The 16,147-nt window shown below is 42.0% G+C and carries 13 protein-coding genes; 8 read left to right on the forward strand and 5 right to left on the reverse strand.

Annotated elements, in window-relative coordinates:
- Positions 1-512: 512 nt before the first annotated feature.
- The 3 genes from BLR84_RS11775 to BLR84_RS11785 all read right to left on the reverse strand — a co-directional run bounded on the left by BLR84_RS11775 (position 513) and on the right by BLR84_RS11785 (position 5,135).
- Positions 513-1,463, reverse strand: coding sequence for a DUF6268 family outer membrane beta-barrel protein (locus BLR84_RS11775; RefSeq protein WP_090468140.1), 951 nt, complete (start codon positions 1,461-1,463; stop codon positions 513-515).
- A 700-nt stretch (positions 1,464-2,163) separates the two neighbouring features.
- Positions 2,164-2,490 carry a helix-turn-helix transcriptional regulator gene (locus BLR84_RS11780; RefSeq protein ID WP_090468142.1) on the reverse strand — a complete coding sequence of 109 codons (327 nt, stop codon included), beginning with the start codon at positions 2,488-2,490 and terminating at the stop codon, positions 2,164-2,166.
- A 176-nt stretch (positions 2,491-2,666) separates the two neighbouring features.
- A complete protein-coding gene (locus tag BLR84_RS11785) occupies positions 2,667-5,135 on the reverse strand; it encodes a TonB-dependent receptor domain-containing protein (RefSeq protein WP_090468144.1) in 2,469 nt (822 codons plus the stop codon).
- Positions 5,136-5,496: 361 nt separating this feature from the next.
- Between BLR84_RS11785 and BLR84_RS11790 the strand changes: the two genes are divergently transcribed.
- The 3 genes from BLR84_RS11790 (at position 5,497) to BLR84_RS11800 (ending at position 8,136) form a co-directional block, all read left to right on the forward strand.
- Positions 5,497-6,651: a sensor histidine kinase gene (locus tag BLR84_RS11790; RefSeq protein WP_090468146.1), complete on the forward strand. Its 1,155-nt coding sequence runs from the start codon at positions 5,497-5,499 to the stop codon at positions 6,649-6,651.
- 124 nt (positions 6,652-6,775) lie between these two features.
- On the forward strand, positions 6,776-7,516 hold the full coding sequence (locus BLR84_RS11795; RefSeq protein ID WP_090468148.1) for a LytR/AlgR family response regulator transcription factor: 741 nt from the start codon (positions 6,776-6,778) through the stop codon (positions 7,514-7,516).
- A 110-nt stretch (positions 7,517-7,626) separates the two neighbouring features.
- Positions 7,627-8,136, forward strand: a complete 510-nt coding sequence (locus BLR84_RS11800; protein WP_090468150.1) for a hypothetical protein — start codon at positions 7,627-7,629, stop codon at positions 8,134-8,136.
- Positions 8,137-8,299: 163 nt separating this feature from the next.
- Here BLR84_RS11800 and BLR84_RS11805 read toward each other — a convergent pair whose 3' ends face one another.
- The gene (locus tag BLR84_RS11805) at positions 8,300-9,640 is read right to left on the reverse strand and encodes an FAD-binding protein (protein ID WP_090468152.1); all 1,341 of its coding nucleotides are present in this window, start codon (positions 9,638-9,640) and stop codon (positions 8,300-8,302) included.
- 171 nt (positions 9,641-9,811) lie between these two features.
- On the opposite strand from BLR84_RS11805, the gene BLR84_RS11810 reads away from it, so the two are divergent.
- Positions 9,812-10,336 (forward strand): hypothetical protein, encoded by a 525-nt coding sequence (locus BLR84_RS11810; protein WP_143013888.1) that lies wholly within the window; start codon positions 9,812-9,814, stop codon positions 10,334-10,336.
- Between the two features lie 78 nt (positions 10,337-10,414).
- Here the strand turns inward: BLR84_RS11810 and BLR84_RS11815 are convergent, their stop codons facing one another.
- Positions 10,415-11,494, reverse strand: coding sequence for a phosphotransferase enzyme family protein (locus BLR84_RS11815; RefSeq protein WP_255366921.1), 1,080 nt, complete (start codon positions 11,492-11,494; stop codon positions 10,415-10,417).
- Between the two features lie 356 nt (positions 11,495-11,850).
- Between BLR84_RS11815 and BLR84_RS11820 the strand changes: the two genes are divergently transcribed.
- The 4 genes from BLR84_RS11820 (at position 11,851) to BLR84_RS11835 (ending at position 16,055) form a co-directional block, all read left to right on the forward strand.
- The gene (locus BLR84_RS11820) at positions 11,851-12,918 is read left to right on the forward strand and encodes an aldose epimerase family protein (protein ID WP_176852042.1); all 1,068 of its coding nucleotides are present in this window, start codon (positions 11,851-11,853) and stop codon (positions 12,916-12,918) included.
- A gap of 140 nt (positions 12,919-13,058) precedes the next feature.
- Positions 13,059-14,408, forward strand: coding sequence for a Gfo/Idh/MocA family protein (locus tag BLR84_RS11825; RefSeq protein ID WP_090468157.1), 1,350 nt, complete (start codon positions 13,059-13,061; stop codon positions 14,406-14,408).
- A 34-nt stretch (positions 14,409-14,442) separates the two neighbouring features.
- Positions 14,443-15,015: a Crp/Fnr family transcriptional regulator gene (locus BLR84_RS11830; RefSeq protein WP_090468159.1), complete on the forward strand. Its 573-nt coding sequence runs from the start codon at positions 14,443-14,445 to the stop codon at positions 15,013-15,015.
- Between the two features lie 80 nt (positions 15,016-15,095).
- Entirely contained in the window at positions 15,096-16,055 is a 960-nt protein-coding gene (locus BLR84_RS11835) for a quinone oxidoreductase family protein (RefSeq protein WP_090468161.1), read from the forward strand.
- The last annotated feature ends 92 nt before the right edge of the window (positions 16,056-16,147 follow it).

Raw genomic sequence — 16,147 nt, forward strand, 5'->3', positions numbered from 1 at the left:
TCATAAATACCCGGTTCAAAGTTGAACTTTACGTGTTCAATTTAAGTTAAATCCGGGTTAATTAATAGTGTTATTACAGTAACTTTTCAGTTGCAAACTTCAGAGCAAATTTAATAGTCAGTGGTGTACGCCGGTCATTACAGATCATCATAAGTTAAGCTCCAAAATCCACCCGAAACAATCGGGTGGATTTTTTTTATAATTAAGCTGACCTGCTTATAAAAGCTCGCAATAATACCCGTTATTATTCATCAATTTGATGACCCTGGGCACAGGGATATGCTCTCCCTCAATCCGTAAAACACAATCACAATCTTCCAGATCAAAATTTATCAAGACACCGGGAATGTGCTGACTTAGTTTACGGATAAGCTTAACTGACTGACTTGTGTTTTGAACATTTGTTTTAAAAACTTCCACCATCGTATCTGTCATTGTTGGTGCATATGTCTGTTTAACCATCATCACTTTGTTTTAGGAGAATAAATTGTATGGTTCGAAAAGAATTATTTTTAAAACCGGTAGTTAATTCCGGTTGAAACGGCCACGCCTGTTTTCTTTAATTCTGTTAAAGGCGCCCCCCGTTTGTCCAGATTATTAAACGGTACCCAGTTAACTTTTTGATCTTTATCGTACAGATCAAGTTTTTGGACAACATTATATCCGGCACTTACCTCTACTGAGAAGTTCTTCGCCAGCATATAATTGTAGTATAAAGAGGCTTTAAATTGTTGCGCCTGGAAATAATCTGAGTTCATCTTTTTTGATAAACGATAAGTACCACCACCGATGCCAAAATCGCCGCTAAAGCCAAGGTTGCTTTTTTGGGATAATTTATAGTTCAATTTTTCAGAAACCGGTAATGTTCCTGATAAGCTTAGTTTGTCGGAAATATTCCAGTCGATACCAAATACCGGGACAAGCACCGAACCAAAGAACTGTTTAGAATAGACTACCCCTAATGAATAGGTGAATTTAGCTGACGACCTGATCTTTAACATGGCCACCCCGGTATAAAGCATATCATCACCAGAGATATCCTTCAGATCAGAAGACAACGTTGGTACAGCCGAAATAAGCAAGGCATATTTGGGCGAAAATGCCTTTTGAAAAGTAATGGGAACCGAAATAGCGTGGAAATTATTGCCGCCAAACTGATTGCCCATGCCAGAAAGAAACAGACCGCTATATCCTATTCCTGCAAGTAAAAAATCAACTTTTCCGTTTTGCATTTTGCTGTATAAGGGTAAGGTCAAGTTTCCGTTTACTTGCTGTATATTCATGTCCTTACCATTAATTTTAAGGGGGGAATAAGTATAATCGGCTTCAAATGAACCTAAATTCGGGACCGACTTTATGGGTGCTGCAACACCTTCTTCTACCGGTGTACTTTGCTGTGCCTGTGCTGATAGCGCGAATGAAACTGAAACTATCGCAATTAAAGACAAGATCTTTGTTTTCATGAGTTGTTGTGTGGGGTTATTTTTTTTTGATAATTTGATAATTTGTTTGCCAAATCGGCTGCCAGGCGGATCCTTCCTTGCATACAGTTTAGCACCATTGTTTTTATTAATATTTCTCTTGAAACACGCTCAGGTTCATTTACCCTTACTCGTTATGAAAATTATTCTGAGATACAGTCAGGCTATATCCCGTTTACCCTTAGCCTGTATTTAAATTATTTTCGGCAAATGACATTTTGATGATTAAACTCCTTAGCAGTAGTGCTGGTAAAATAGAAGGTATAAAATACCATGATTGAAAATTCAATCTTAAAAAAGGCCAGAAATAAGAGCAATGAGAATGCTCAGGTATTATCCTGCAGAAATTGATAAGACACCTCCGAGTTGGTGATGAAAAAACTTTTTAAACCTTAAATTTTAACACTTTTCTGCTCAAAAACGAGGTAAAAACGGGTGAAAATTCATTCAAAACCATCGATTTTAACACTTTTTAACAAATTTTAACACGGTTTTGAGCAGTTTTGAAAGGTTTAAAAAGTATTAAATAATTGACAATCAAATATTTGAATACAAAATGATCAATTTTTGGTCTATATTTTCCTTTAACAAAACGGCCCGGTTCTCTTTTTTATCAGAAAACCAGGCCGTTGCTTATGGTAAAAATACGAAAATTCGGGCACAAAACCAAGACAGACACACCCTATTTTGCCTCATCCTTACCGGCCGACAGTAAGGCCAATACATCATTCTTCAAATGATCGGGTATCAAGATAATGCTTTGGGAAACCTGCCCTATATCCTGGATCCCGACCGGTGTTTCGGGGGCAGGACTACGGTAGCCTTTCAGAATAAAACAGCCTTTTTCGTTTTCATATTGCACGGTTATTCTTAATTCGGTAAGCAATTGGATGTCACGATATAGCGTACGGGTACTGATGTGGAATTTTTCTTTTAAATAATCAACCGTTACCACCTTTTGGGTTTGTAAAACGGCCAGCACCTCCAATAGCCTGTCTGTCCTGTTCATTTCGTTTTGTATTTCTATACAAAACTGGTACAGTGCCGTGACAGCAGTATGTCAGTAATGATTTGAGGAGCAAGGATTTTTGGAGTAAGGAGCAAGGATTTTTTGATTTTGGGCAAAGATCCTTATCCTTGCTCTTTCTGTCCTTGTTCCTTACTCCATAAGTCTTTGCTCCAATATTAATCTTTCCTCAGCCTATCTCTTTCGTCACCGGTAGTCTGTTTGGCCTGGCCGCTTGCGTGGATGCTGCCAAATGATTTGGAATAGGTGAGTTTGATGATGGGGAACTTGCTTGATTCTGTGCGCACATCCACATAGCTTTTGATATTAAAAGGCTCCTGCGTTAAGGTTCCGTAATAAACATGCACCCGGATGCTCCTTAAAATATCGGCTACAGAAAGCTGAAAACTCCCGCCGTTATTATTCAGTTCCTTTTTTATGCCCGCATTGAGTGAGCCCAAGCCATTTATTTTTGTGGTACCGTTATACCATTGCGAATTATACCAGCCCGAAAGCTCGAATGAATATTTTTTCGGTAATTTAAATGACTCATTAAAGTTGAATGTATAAATAAAATAGCTTTTCTGGAACGGAAATGCCGAATAGCCGCCCCCTTTAAACTGGCTCAGTCCGCCTGTAAAGCTGTAGGTCATATCCCACCAGTTGCTTACCTTAAAGGGCAGGTTTGCCTGAAAAGTAAGGTTGTTTTGATAGCTCAGGTTTTGTGGTGATATGTAAAGCAGGTCTTTTGACGGCCCGGTACTGAGCTGATATCTCGCTATGGGGTTATCGTCGCGACTGTAAAGCAGAGAGAATGAATAATCATGGTAATTATAACCCAGTTTAATGTTATTGGTGATGGTTGGTTTCAGGAAAGGATTGCCAGTATACACCGCCGTAGGGTCGCTGTAGCCAACATACGATGCCAGGTCGTTATAAGTAGGCCGACTGATTCGTTTGCTATAGGACAATTGCAACTCGGCGTTTTCGTTCAGTTTTTTCGAAAATAATATAGTGGGGAACAGTACGCCCAGTTTACGGTTAACCAGGCTTTTACCCGTATTAGGATCGGTCATGTCGGTGTAGGAATACTCGTACCTTGCCCCTACAGTTAGGTTCATAGACGGGCTTATCTGCGCATTAAATGAAGCATAAGCCGCACCGATCCCTTCTTTCATATAGATCTCATTGGCCGATTCTGTTCTTTTAACCCAGTTATTATCCAGTAGGCTTTCCAACCCCGATGAACTGGCGCTGGTTGTATAGGTTCCTTTGATACCTGTTTCCAGTTTCAGCTTAGGGTTCAGCTGTTTGGTGTAATCTACCTTAGCTACCCCAACTTTGATAGTTGTAGCAGCAAAACCTCTTTGTTGGGGTGAATTCAAACTGTCGTTAGTCCCCGCCACCTCACCATGCTTATTAACAAAGGAGGTTTGCACCTGCGATGGGTTATCGTTATGGTAATAAATATAATCAGCGCTAAAGCTAATCTTATCGTTGGTATTTATTTGTCTGTCGATACTTATCGAGCTTACCAGGTTGTTCCACCGGTTTTGGAAGGTGTTAACGCCATCATACATCAATAAAGAATCGGGCAATACATTATAGCCTGCATGATTTGTAGTTATAAGGGCTGCATTGCTGGTATTATAGGTGAGGTTACCGCTTATGGTAGTTTTTGTATTGACTTTTATATCCGCCCCGACACTGGCATTTTGATCGTTCTGCACGCGTTTGGCATAACTATCGAAAATAACTGCAACATCGCCACCCCAAAAAGGCATATTCTGGGAACTGGTTATAAACAGATCGGTATAGGTTCTGTCGTGCGAAAAGGTGTAGGAACCGTATAAATTCACATTTTTTGTATTGTGTGCCAGGTTCAAACTGGTCATCCCCTTTTCGCCCCAACCATAGCCGCCCGTTGCCGAAAATGAGCCATTGGTACCCTGTTTCTTATTCTTTTTGGTTACTATGTTAATGATACCCGCGCTGCCTTCGGCATCGTAACCGGCCGGTGGTGTGCTGAGCAATTCTATTTTTTCGATGTTCGCGGCGTTCATTCCGCTGAGCATATTGACTACCTGATCCATCGGCATACGCATCAGTTTGCCATCCATCATCACCATTACCCCACCTTTACCATTTAAATTGATACTGTTGTTGCGATGATCGATGACCACACCCGGCGATCGCTCCAGAACCTGCAGCGCGGTACTCCCTTTGGTCATTAAACTACTTTCTACATTCACCACCATGCCATCCGGACGCTGCTGGTACAGCGGTTTACTGGCTTTGATCACTACCTCGCCTAATTGCCGGGTACTTTCCTGCATCACGGTAGTACCGAGATCTTTATTGGCAGAACGAGAGTTGATCTCAAAAACCGGAGAATCCCAGGTTTGGTAGCCAACGCTACTGAGCCGGAGTTTATAAGTCCCCGCCGCGATATTTTCTATGTGATAAATACCGTTGGCATTGGTTTGCGTATTTTTTACTACCAATGTATCCACTGCTTTAAGGAGCGATACATTAGCAAACACGAGCGGCTTGCCATCAGCTGCAACAAGCTTGCCGTTTATCTGCCCAAAAGCGTTTTGCAACAGCAGAAAGGCTAATATATTCAAACAGAGCATTTTCGTTTTCATGACCAGTTTATTTATCCGGTTCAAAGGAATGGCCGTGACAGGTAAGAGAAAAACGAGAATGACCAGCGGTCGTTTATAATTGATAAACTACACAAAACCGCGCAAAAGCTATAAAAACCGTGATTAAGAGGTCCAAATTACCGCTTATACATCGGGTGATGTAAGTGGTCAATTACTTGATGGCATTCATGTATCAGGGATGTATAATTAGTGGCAATTGCGTATCTTTAAATAAGTTGCCGAAAAACATTTTATTGTAGAGACGTATCACATGCGTCTCTAAACCATACAGAGATAACAGGCAAGGAGCACACACAATTGAGAGACGAGACGCATGTGATGCGTCTCTACATATAGGAAAATGAGCACATTAACAGCCGATAAATTAAGCCAGAACTGGTTGTTTAAATACAAGCTATACCACATCCCGTTTTGGTGTGTGTACAACTATTTTTGGTATACGATTGCCGTTGGCGATGCTTTGGCAGCCGCTCACTCCATGTTTTTTTCGGCTTATACCGTCAAGATTTTTTCCTATGTGATCTTCCAAGCGCTCGCGGTATATTTCAATCTCTATTTCCTGATACCACGGTACCTCGAGAAAAACAGGCTTACCGAGTACATCATTTACCTGGCTATAACCATTGCCTGCACTTCGTCGCTGATCAACACTGGTTATTATTTAAGCGCTTTTTTTGCTCATTGTACTATAACAAAAATGTTTGGGGCTGAGGCTGGTAGTTTTTTTCATTTTTATAACACCTCGCTCCCATCCACTTTGGCCAGTATGACGCTGGCCATGAGCATTAAACTCACCAAAAACTGGATCCAGGCCGCGCGAAAGCAGCAGATGATGGAGAAGGAAAAGCTGGAAACGGAACTCAAGTTTTTAAAATACCAGTTTAACCCGCATTTCCTGTTCAACAGTATCAATTCTATCTTTTTCCTAATCCACAAAAATCCGGATATGGCTTCCGATTCACTGGCCAAATTTTCGGGGCTGCTGCGGTACCAGCTTTATGAATGTAACGATCAGCAGATATCGCTCGATAAGGAGATCACCTACCTGAAAAATTTTATCGAGCTGGAAAAACTTCGTCAGAATAACAATGTGGAGGTGATATTTGAAGTTGAACAATCCAACACCGAATACCTGGGCATAGCGCCGTTTATACTCATGACCTTTGTGGAGAATGCTTTTAAGCATGTATCAAAACATAGCGACATCCCCAACTGGATCAGCATAAAACTGAGTACCAACGAAGGCCAGCTGGATCTGCTGATCACAAACAGCACATCGCCCGACGAAGCCAACGAAGTGGTTACTTATGGCGGCATTGGTTTAAAAAATGTACAGCGCAGGCTGGATCTGGTTTACCCCGGCCAGTACGAACTGAATATACAGCATAGCAACAATTGTTTTGAGGTTAAGCTCCGCTTAAAACTGAGCGAACTGGGATTTGAGAACAATGACTTTTGGAGAAAAGAACAAGGGTTATTGGAGCAAGGACTTTAGGAGCAAAGAGTGAGGACTTTTGGAACAAGGAGCAAGGATAAAAGGAACAAAGAACAAGGATTCATAGAACAAAGAAAAAATCCTTGCTCCTTACTCCATAAATCTTTGCTCAAAAAAAATAAAGATGATCAACTGTGTAATTATTGACGATGAACCACTGGCACGGGAAGGCCTGGCTAACTATGTAAGGGAGGTTGATTTTTTACAATTGACAGGCACCTGCGAAAACCCGATCGCACTAATGAAACTGCTGGATGAGTACCCGGTCGACCTGATATTTCTGGATATACAGATGCCCAAAATGAATGGCATCGATTTTTTAAAGATCGTGCAGAATCCGCCCATGGTTATTATTACCACGGCCTACCCCAGTTACGCGTTGGAAGGGTTTCAGCTTAATGTGCTTGATTATTTATTGAAACCAGTTACGTTTGATCGTTTCTTTAAATCAGCCAATAAAGCTAAGGATTATCACCGGCTGCTAACTCAATCGGCCCAAAGCGGGGTTCAAAAAGAAGAACCTGATGCCGACTATTTCTTTATCAAATGCGGTAATAAATACGAGAAGATCTATTTCGACGACATACTGTACGTAGAGGGCATGCAAAACTACGTGAGCATTTACACGGTAAAAGGCAAGTACATGACGCTGCTAAACCTCAAAAACCTGGAGCAGAACCTGGACAGCCGGGCTTTTATCCGCGTGCATAAATCATACATCGTCTCCATCAGTAAAATAGAGGGACTGGAAGGCAACGAGATCTTTATCCAAACCCACCGCATCCCCATCAGTCGCAATTACCGCGAGCTGGTAATAGCCCAAGTGGTGGAGTGTAAGTTATGGGATAAAATAAAGTTGTCTTGAGGATATTAAATTGGCCTGTCACCCTGAGCTTGTCGAAGGGTCGCGCGCAGAGGCCTGCCCACCATGCTTCGACGGAGCTCAGCATGACACCCGCTAACATAAATTGATTTATGGAAATAAAATATCAAACCGTACTAAATAATAACCCTGTAATTAGGCCAACAGCAGGTGATATGGCTGATGGACGTGATCATTCTTTTGTTCTTAAACCACTAACTATTGATGAGATCATCAGTTTAGAAACTACTTATAATAGCGGCAATCAATTCCCTACCTCCTTGAGAGAACTGTTGTTCATTGCTGGCCAGGATTGTTACGTTTTGGATTATGGGTTGAATGAAAATCAGGAAGAAATGCAGGACGATGCCCGTGGGTGGTTAGTAGATCGGAGTCTCAATATCATTACACGACCTTTCTTTGTGATAGATGTGCATAGAGGAAGCTCTGTTTTTTTATTTGTGTATTTGGATGAAGGAATAAATGATCCAATAGTATACCAAGCTGATTTAGATAGTAACTTAGATCCAGGCTACTCCAGATTAATGAGTCTCGAAGCTGGCCTGTCATCATTTGTAAACGCCAGAATCAGTTATCTCCTACGTGGGATTAACCCCTATTGAATTTTATAAATTCAAAACCTTAATAAAACCCTGTGTCATTTCGAACGAGGTACGAGGAGAAATCTTTTGCGTTGGACTCATCGCGCGCAAAAGATTCTTCGCTGTCGCTCAAGAGATAGTTTCACCCTCCGGTCGAAATGACATGACGTATTTTTCCTACCTCTTATCCATATATCTCCTTACTCAAAAAGTCATTCCGAAACTTTCCTTTCGGATCATACTCTGCAACCAGCTTTTTAAAATCGTTCAGTTTTTCATAGCGCGATTCCAGTACTTTGGGCGCCATGGTAAATATTTTACCCCAATGCGGCCGCGCGTTAAACGGCGAAAGTTCCTTTTCAATCAGCGGTAATAGTTTTAATACCGCTGCTGTTTCCTGTTTCCAGGTAAAGTGAATGGTAACCGAGGTTTGATTATGACATGGGCTCATCCATAGTTTGTCGGCAGCAATGGTACGGATCTCGGTGATGAACAAATGAGGACCTATCTGCTTGCCCAAACGCGCTATAGCCGTTATGGCTTCCACCGCGTGATGTATCGGCACAAAATACTCAGATTGCAACTCTTTACCGCTACTGGGGGTAAAACCCATCTTAAAGTGCGGCAGGCGCTCGTACCAGGGTCCGGGTACCCCCATCTGTTCGGTACAATTTTCGGCAGAGAGCGCGATGATGGGATGCACATTTTTTGTAGCAGCTTTAGCACCGTAAAACTCGGGGCCATTATGATCTTTATCGGTACCGATGCGGCTTTTTATCCAGACCTCGTTGATGCTATCCTGCTGCCAGTCGGTAAATAGACTAACACTGTAGCCGGCAGATACTATTTTTTCAAAGTTTTGCTTTACCTGCGCCATAGGCATATGGGTAAATACCCGCTGCTGCATCATAAAGGTTGGCTCCACCTGCAAGGTAACTTTGGTGATAACCCCCAGGGCGCCCAGGCCAACCACCGCCGCATTCAGCTTTTCGGCATCCGCAGCTTTGGACAGATGAACGATACTGCCATCGGCCTTTACAATTTCCAGGGCGGTAACGGCGCTGGATAAGTTGCCATTTTTAACACCCGAACCGTGCGTGGCTGTAGTGATGGATCCCGCCACAGAAATGTGGGGTAAGGAGGCCAGATTGTTCAAGGCGAAGCCTTCTTTATGCAGATACGGAGCTAGTTCGCCGTATTTGATGCCACCTTCAACGGTAACGGTGTGCGCTTTCTTATCAAGGCTTATAACCTTGTTCAGCTCTTTGGTGGAGAGCAGGTTATCCTTACTGTCGGCAATGGTATTAAAACAATGTCTTGTGCCTAATACCTTAAGCTTGGTATGCGTTTTAACCAGTTGTTGAACTTCCTGAACCGATTTCGGGTAGAACACATGATCGGTGCTGAAGGTAAGGTTACCGGCCCAGTTTTTTAATCGTGGGGCCTGGGCCCAACCCTCTAACGATGACAATAACGGTGTAGCCATTAAGGTAGTGCTTAATTGAATAAATGTTTTTCTTTTCATAATGCAATAGGTTACTACAATGTAACACTAAAAATTAAGAATCAATAAAGTTTCAATCCGGGGTGTTTTTTTAACCTCTTGAGAATCGATGATATTTATTCATTATTAAAAACATTTTGCAGGTATAATGCTTTAATAAATAATCAATTAAACCAAACAATTAATACCGTTATGAAACACGCATTTATTTTTGGCACCAGCATATTTTTAAGCCGCCAAAATACCCTGACTTACACAGACGGTGATAAAAACACCGAATTTTTAAAGGTACTTTCATTTTATAACCATCAACGGGGCTCAGAAGATCGTTCGCTCGTTATTGATGCCAACATTACTTCTTTAACGGGTGAGGTCATCAAAATAAGTGGCAACCGATTGGAGAGCGGGCCTTCGTCTGTTCATGTTGAAAGTGAGGTTAATCGGGTTTGGGTGTTTCAAACCGGCCATCATGAACCTGTATTGGATGTTTACCAGCTAAATGAACACGAATTTCATGGTTTAGGCAGTCATATTGTTAACGAGATAGGTGTACAACACCCAGACGCGGTACTCACTATTAAAGGTAATTTTAAGGTTGACGGAGCCCATTTTATGATCGAAAACGAAAAGATGTTCATCAACCATAACGGTTTTGCCAATGGTGTGGAAAATGCGCATGAAGGCATCCTGTTATCAGCCGGTGAGCCAACTCATTAATTCACCCAAAATCAACAAAAAAGAGGCTGCTTCCATGCTTTGGAAGCAGCCTCTTTTTTATTATGACTGCTCATCGTGTCAGTTCACTATGTTATCGTGCTTAAAGCTAAAATATTCAATAAACTTCTTAAACCTTTTTTCAGATCTGGTGAATTGCTCCAACAGCGCTAACTGATTTTGCGCCCTTACCAGGTTTTGTAATGGATAAGTAGTGTGGTAATAAATATCATCATTTAAAAAATCGGTTAAAAACCGGAGCACCTGCATATAGATCATGTATTGACCAGAATAAGTAAAGTATTCCTTCTCGGCTGGCGTCAGGGCTGTGCCCATAGCAGAAATGTATCCTTTATAAATGGAATAAAAACACTCTTCGTTGATCTGGATCTTTGAAAAATCACGTTCCTCTTCATTCGCCGGCGAAAGATAAGTACGCAGCATATCCCCTACATCGCTCAGAAAATAACCAGGCATCACCGTATCCAGGTCGATTACGCATAATCCGTTATGATCCCGGTCAAACAACACATTACTGATTTTGGTATCATGGTGTATAACGCGTAATGGCAGCTGTTGACGATCTATCAGTTGTATATAGGTGAATAATATTCCCTGGTATTTATAAATATCATCGATGGCAGCCGCGGCTGTGGCCAGCTTATCAGCTCCGGCGGTTGAACAAGCTTCTTTAAACTGATCAAACCGCAGTTTAAGATCATGAAATTGAGGTAAAGTGTAGTGCAGTTTTCCCAGATCAAAACCACTCAGTAAATAAGTAAATTTTCCAAATTGCCGGGCTGCCTCAAAAGCCTCCTGCTGGTTTTTAATTTCAGTAATGGTTACCGAGCTGTCAATAAAAGGGAAAAGCCGGTAGTATTCTTTGTTATTTATTTTAGCCATGTGCTCACCCAATAATGTTGGTATAGGTGCTACAAAAAGATAATCGGGCGAGGTTTGTTTAAGATAATCGGCCAATAGCGCCATATTTTCAGCAATAGCCTCCGGGTTTTTAAAAACGTATGGATTAATACGCTGAAGAATATAATTTTCGGGCCCGCTAACTTTCCAGGTATGATTAATCAATCCCGTACCAAAACTTTTAATAGTATAGTTATTGGTGTTAAGTCCGTACAGTTCCAGGATCTGGTCAAGCATCATTTAAGGCAAATTTTAGCCAAACGTAATTAATTACTTATGAAAAAGCACGCGCAAACGTTTGTGTATTTTTTATTACGCATAAGCTAATTATCTTACTAAAAGACAATTATAAATACCAATAATATTTATAACGTCAATATTATAAAATATTACCTGATTATGCACTCCAGAAGATTTAATAAATCTGGATGAGGCATCAATTTCATCTGATTCTTCACCATATTTAAAATCGATGCAAACAGTCACGATCAGGTGTGCATATTGCAAACGTTTGCGTGATATTTTGTACAGTTAATTGGGCAGCCTTATCAATGAAAACACTAATTTCCATTATTCTATTTAAAGCATATCATCATATGAAATACAATGTCAGCCAAAATAATTGGGGCGAATTTAACGGTCACCAGATATTTCTTTACAAATTAAACAATGACAATGGCGTAAAAGTTTCCATTACCAATTTTGGCGCTGCTATTCAATCTTTATCGGTGCCCGATCATTGGGGTAATATGGCCGATGTTGTACTGGGCTACGATGATTTACAGGGCTATATTGATGATCAGTTTTATATTGGTACCATAGTTGGTCGATTTGCTAACCGGATAGCCGGTGGTAAGGTAATCATCAACGGCACAACACATCAGCTTACGGTTAAGGATGGCGGTTTTCATCATCACGGAGGCAAGGTTGGCTTTAATAAAAAAGTATGGCAATCGCGGTCATTTAACAATGATCAGGGAGTTGGTGTGATACTGGAATATCTTAGCGAAGATGGCGAAGAAGGTTTCCCGGGTAACCTGACCACCACAGTTACTTACACCCTCAATAATCAGAACCAGCTAATAGTTGATTTTGATGCGGTAACAGATCAGTCAACACTGATCAATTTAACGCAGCATGCTTATTTTAACCTGGCAGGTCATACCGGCGGATCAATTTTAGATCATCAACTCCTGCTACCCTTGGCAGAGTACCTGCCAGTAAATGCTATGCAGGTACCTGAAGGTACCCTTACCCCGGTGAGCGGCACCCCTTTCGATTTTACAGAACCTGTAGCAATTGGCAAACGTATCAATGAAGATAATGCTCAATTGGTATTAAGCCGTGGGTATGATCATTCCTGGGTTGTAAAAAAGCAGGACTCTGATGAGCTAAAGCTGGCGGCGCTGGTTTTCGAGCCCGCAAGCAAAAGAACATTACGGGTTTTTACCACCGAACCCGCCATACATATTTATACGGGTAATTTTTTAGACGAAACCTGTATCGGTAAACAAAATAGTAACTACCCTTTCAGAAGTGGATTATGCCTGGAAACACAGCATTATCCTGACGCGCCTAATAAACCTCATTTCCCTAGTACGTTGTTAAATCCGGGCGAGCGGTTTAAGAGCCGTACTATTTTTGAATTTGGGATAAATGAATAACACTATCAAACGTTTGCGGCGTGTTTGGGGTGGTTGATCTGTTGATTTTATAAATATGATCAATAACTTCAATCCCGATACATGGTTATAAACCAGACCATCAATTCAAACTAATAAATCATTATCAAACAATAACATAAATGGACAGAAGAACATTTGTAAAAAACAGCGCCATCGCTGCTGCAGGACTTACCATACTGCCAACAGGCAGCTTATTTGCTAAAGATACCGGTAAAGTACGGCTTGGTTATATTGGCGTAGGTGCTCGCGGCATGAGCCATATATCTGAAGGCGCCCTGCGCGATGACGTGGAGATTGTTGCTATATGCGATACCCAGGAGCACTCCCTGAATATCTGCCGGGAATATTTAGCAAAAAAAGGCCGGCCAGCAGCTAAAGAATACACCGGTGGTCTCGACGCTTACAAAAAACTACTCGAAAGGAATGATATTGACGCCGTAATTATTGCTACGCCATGGCAGTTTCACCATCAGCAATCTATTGATGCCATGAAAGCGGGCAAATATGTGGGTTGTGAAGTTATTGCCGGTCTTACAGTTGATGAGCACTGGGATATTGTTAAAACATCCGAAAAAACGGGCATTCCCTACATGACCCTCGAAAACGTATGCTACCGCCGGGACGTAATGGCCGCTTTAAACATGGTTAGGCAAGGCCTATTTGGCGAATTGATACACCTGGAAGGTGGTTATCAGCATAACCTTCGTGATGTTTTATTTAATGACGGCAAAGGCCGCTATGGCGGTAAAGGAGTAGAATATGGCGCAAAGGCCCTAAGCGAGGCCCAATGGCGCACCCAGTTTAACATCGATCGTGATGGTGACCTATACCCTACCCATGGCGCCGGACCGGTGATGAATTATATTGATATTACCCGTGGTAACCGGTTTACCAGCCTGGTTTCCTTTAGTTCAAAAGCACGAGGTTTGGCTGCGTATGTGGAAGAACTTTCACCGGGACATCCTAATGCCAAGCTCAATTACAAAAATGGCGATGTAACCACCACCATGATCAACTGTGCCAATGGCGAAACCGTTTTGCTATCGCATGATACACACTTACCTCGTCCGTACTCATTGGGTTTCCGGGTTCAGGGTACCAAAGGTATCTGGATGGATGTAAATCAATCGATCTATATCGATCACAAATCAAAAGAGGATGATAGCTGGGATCCGGCAAAAGAATGGTTTGCTAAATATGACCACCCGCTATGGAAAAAACATGATGCGGAAGCCGTAGGTGCCGGGCATGGCGGTATGGACTGGTTTGTATTTAACGCCTTTGTCGAATCGGTAAAGCATAAGCGCCAAACACCTATTGATGTATATGATTCGGTTACAATGAGCGTGATAGCGCCATTATCTACCCAATCTGTAAAAGAGGGTAAAACCCTGGAGTTCCCTGACTTTACAAAAGGTAAATGGAAAGACCGTAAAAACACATTCGCGTTAGATGACAGCGGTTTTTAAGCTTGTTTTAATAAAAAATTCATTATTTTGAGCTGTGTTTGATCAGCTAAAAAAATTATTACCGCAACAACTTCAGGGCTCATGGGAAAGATACGCCAGCTTTTACCATCGCCTTGAAGTTCCTGCAAAAACCATCCTTTTGCACGAGGGAGATGTATCCAAAAAAGCCTGGTACATCGAAAAGGGCTGCCTGCGGGTCTGGTTCAACAATAAAGGCAAGGATGTAACCTTCCAATTCTTTTTTGAACAGGAAGGCGTATCATCTATAGAAAGTTTCAGGAAAGGTATACCAAGCCTGGTCACACTTGAAACCATTGAACCCTGCATACTTTACTGGATCCATAAAAAAGACTACGAAAACCTGATGAAGGAGTTAAATGAGATCCCGGAGTTCAGGAACCAACTTGCCGGGGTAATGCTCGACCGTCAGCTCAATTATATGAACCATTTTATGTCGTTCATCAAATACACACCTAAGGAACGTTACCTGACCTTGCTGAAAGAAAAACCCCACATTATTAAGCGTATACCTCAACATTATATTGCCTCTTACCTGGGTATTACCCCGGTTTCGTTAAGCCGTATTCGTAACGCCGTGACCAAATAGCAAGCCTTTTCATTTATTAACATTTGTTATCGTAGCCCCGCTGCCAAGTGCTGAAATTTGTTTGACAAATAACAAATTAAATGAAAGCAGCAGTATTATATCAAGCAGGGAAAATTCCTCAATATGCAGATTTTGCAGAACCTATCCCCGCTCCTCACGAACAACTCATCAACGTAAAAGCGGCCAGTATCAAAAACCTGGATAAGGGACGAGCTAAAGGTACCCATTACGATAAGCATAAAAATTATCCGGCAGTTGTTGGGGTTGATGGTATTGGCGTACTGGAAGACGGAACGCGGGTTTATGCCAGTTCACAAGCTGGTATGATGGCCGAAAAGGCCCTGATCAACAGCCACTGGTATGTTCCAGTACCGGACGGATTGGATGACGTTACCGCGGCCGCTCTACCCAATCCGGCTATATCGGCATGGCTGTCATTGGCGTACAAGGGGAAATTAAAACAAGATGATACCGTACTAATATTAGGAGCAACGGGGATTACCGGAAAACTGGCCGTACAAATAGCCCGTCATTTAGGTGCGGGTAAGATCATCGCCCTGGGCCGCAACCAGGGAGCATTGGATAGCCTTGGTGCCGATGTAACTATATCCCTTAATCAATCTGACGACGACATTAAACAAGCCATCAAAACCGAAGCAGCGAAAAAGCCATTTGATGTAGTGATTGATTACCTATGGGGAAAACCCGCTGAGTTGCTATTAGGCGCTTTGGCCGGGCACGATCTTAATGCTACGGCTGATCATATAACCCGTTATGTACAGTTAGGCGAAATGGCAGGTTCTGCTATCAATCTACCAGCTGCTATCCTGCGCAGTACCGCTATTGAGCTTACCGGCTCAGGCGGCGGAAGTATTTCAAAAGAAGTGATCGGTAAAATTCAAACAGAGATACTGCCCGAAGTATTTAAGCTGGCAGCGGAGGGTAAGTTATCTATTGATATCCTGGCCATACCTTTAAAAGATGTAGCTGAGGCATGGCAGCAGGAGGCAAAGGGTAAACGGGTGGTTATTACGATGTGATATACCTATTAGGTAAAAAAGCGTCATTGCGAGGTACGAAGCAATCTCTATACTGTACAGAGCACCATACATAGTTGACCTGCCTATGTAGA

Source organism: Mucilaginibacter sp. OK268 (genome assembly GCF_900103125.1).
In the GTDB taxonomy this organism is placed as follows: Bacteria; Bacteroidota; Bacteroidia; order Sphingobacteriales; family Sphingobacteriaceae; genus Mucilaginibacter.

What these genes read in the sequence shown, in the direction of transcription:
- BLR84_RS11825 (WP_090468157.1), top strand. Translation starts at nt 13,059, where the DNA reads ATGGACAGAAGAACATTTGTAAAAAACAGCGCCATCGCTGCTGCAGGA.
- BLR84_RS11805 (WP_090468152.1), bottom strand. Translation starts at nt 9,640, where the DNA reads ATGAAAAGAAAAACATTTATTCAATTAAGCACTACCTTAATGGCTACA.
- BLR84_RS11780 (WP_090468142.1), bottom strand. Translation starts at nt 2,490, where the DNA reads ATGAACAGGACAGACAGGCTATTGGAGGTGCTGGCCGTTTTACAAACC.
- BLR84_RS11790 (WP_090468146.1), top strand. Translation starts at nt 5,497, where the DNA reads ATGAGCACATTAACAGCCGATAAATTAAGCCAGAACTGGTTGTTTAAA.
- BLR84_RS11785 (WP_090468144.1), bottom strand. Translation starts at nt 5,135, where the DNA reads ATGAAAACGAAAATGCTCTGTTTGAATATATTAGCCTTTCTGCTGTTG.
- BLR84_RS11775 (WP_090468140.1), bottom strand. Translation starts at nt 1,463, where the DNA reads ATGAAAACAAAGATCTTGTCTTTAATTGCGATAGTTTCAGTTTCATTC.
- BLR84_RS11820 (WP_176852042.1), top strand. Translation starts at nt 11,851, where the DNA reads ATGAAATACAATGTCAGCCAAAATAATTGGGGCGAATTTAACGGTCAC.
- BLR84_RS11835 (WP_090468161.1), top strand. Translation starts at nt 15,096, where the DNA reads ATGAAAGCAGCAGTATTATATCAAGCAGGGAAAATTCCTCAATATGCA.
- BLR84_RS11810 (WP_143013888.1), top strand. Translation starts at nt 9,812, where the DNA reads ATGAAACACGCATTTATTTTTGGCACCAGCATATTTTTAAGCCGCCAA.
- BLR84_RS11800 (WP_090468150.1), top strand. Translation starts at nt 7,627, where the DNA reads ATGGAAATAAAATATCAAACCGTACTAAATAATAACCCTGTAATTAGG.
- BLR84_RS11815 (WP_255366921.1), bottom strand. Translation starts at nt 11,494, where the DNA reads ATGATGCTTGACCAGATCCTGGAACTGTACGGACTTAACACCAATAAC.
- BLR84_RS11795 (WP_090468148.1), top strand. Translation starts at nt 6,776, where the DNA reads ATGATCAACTGTGTAATTATTGACGATGAACCACTGGCACGGGAAGGC.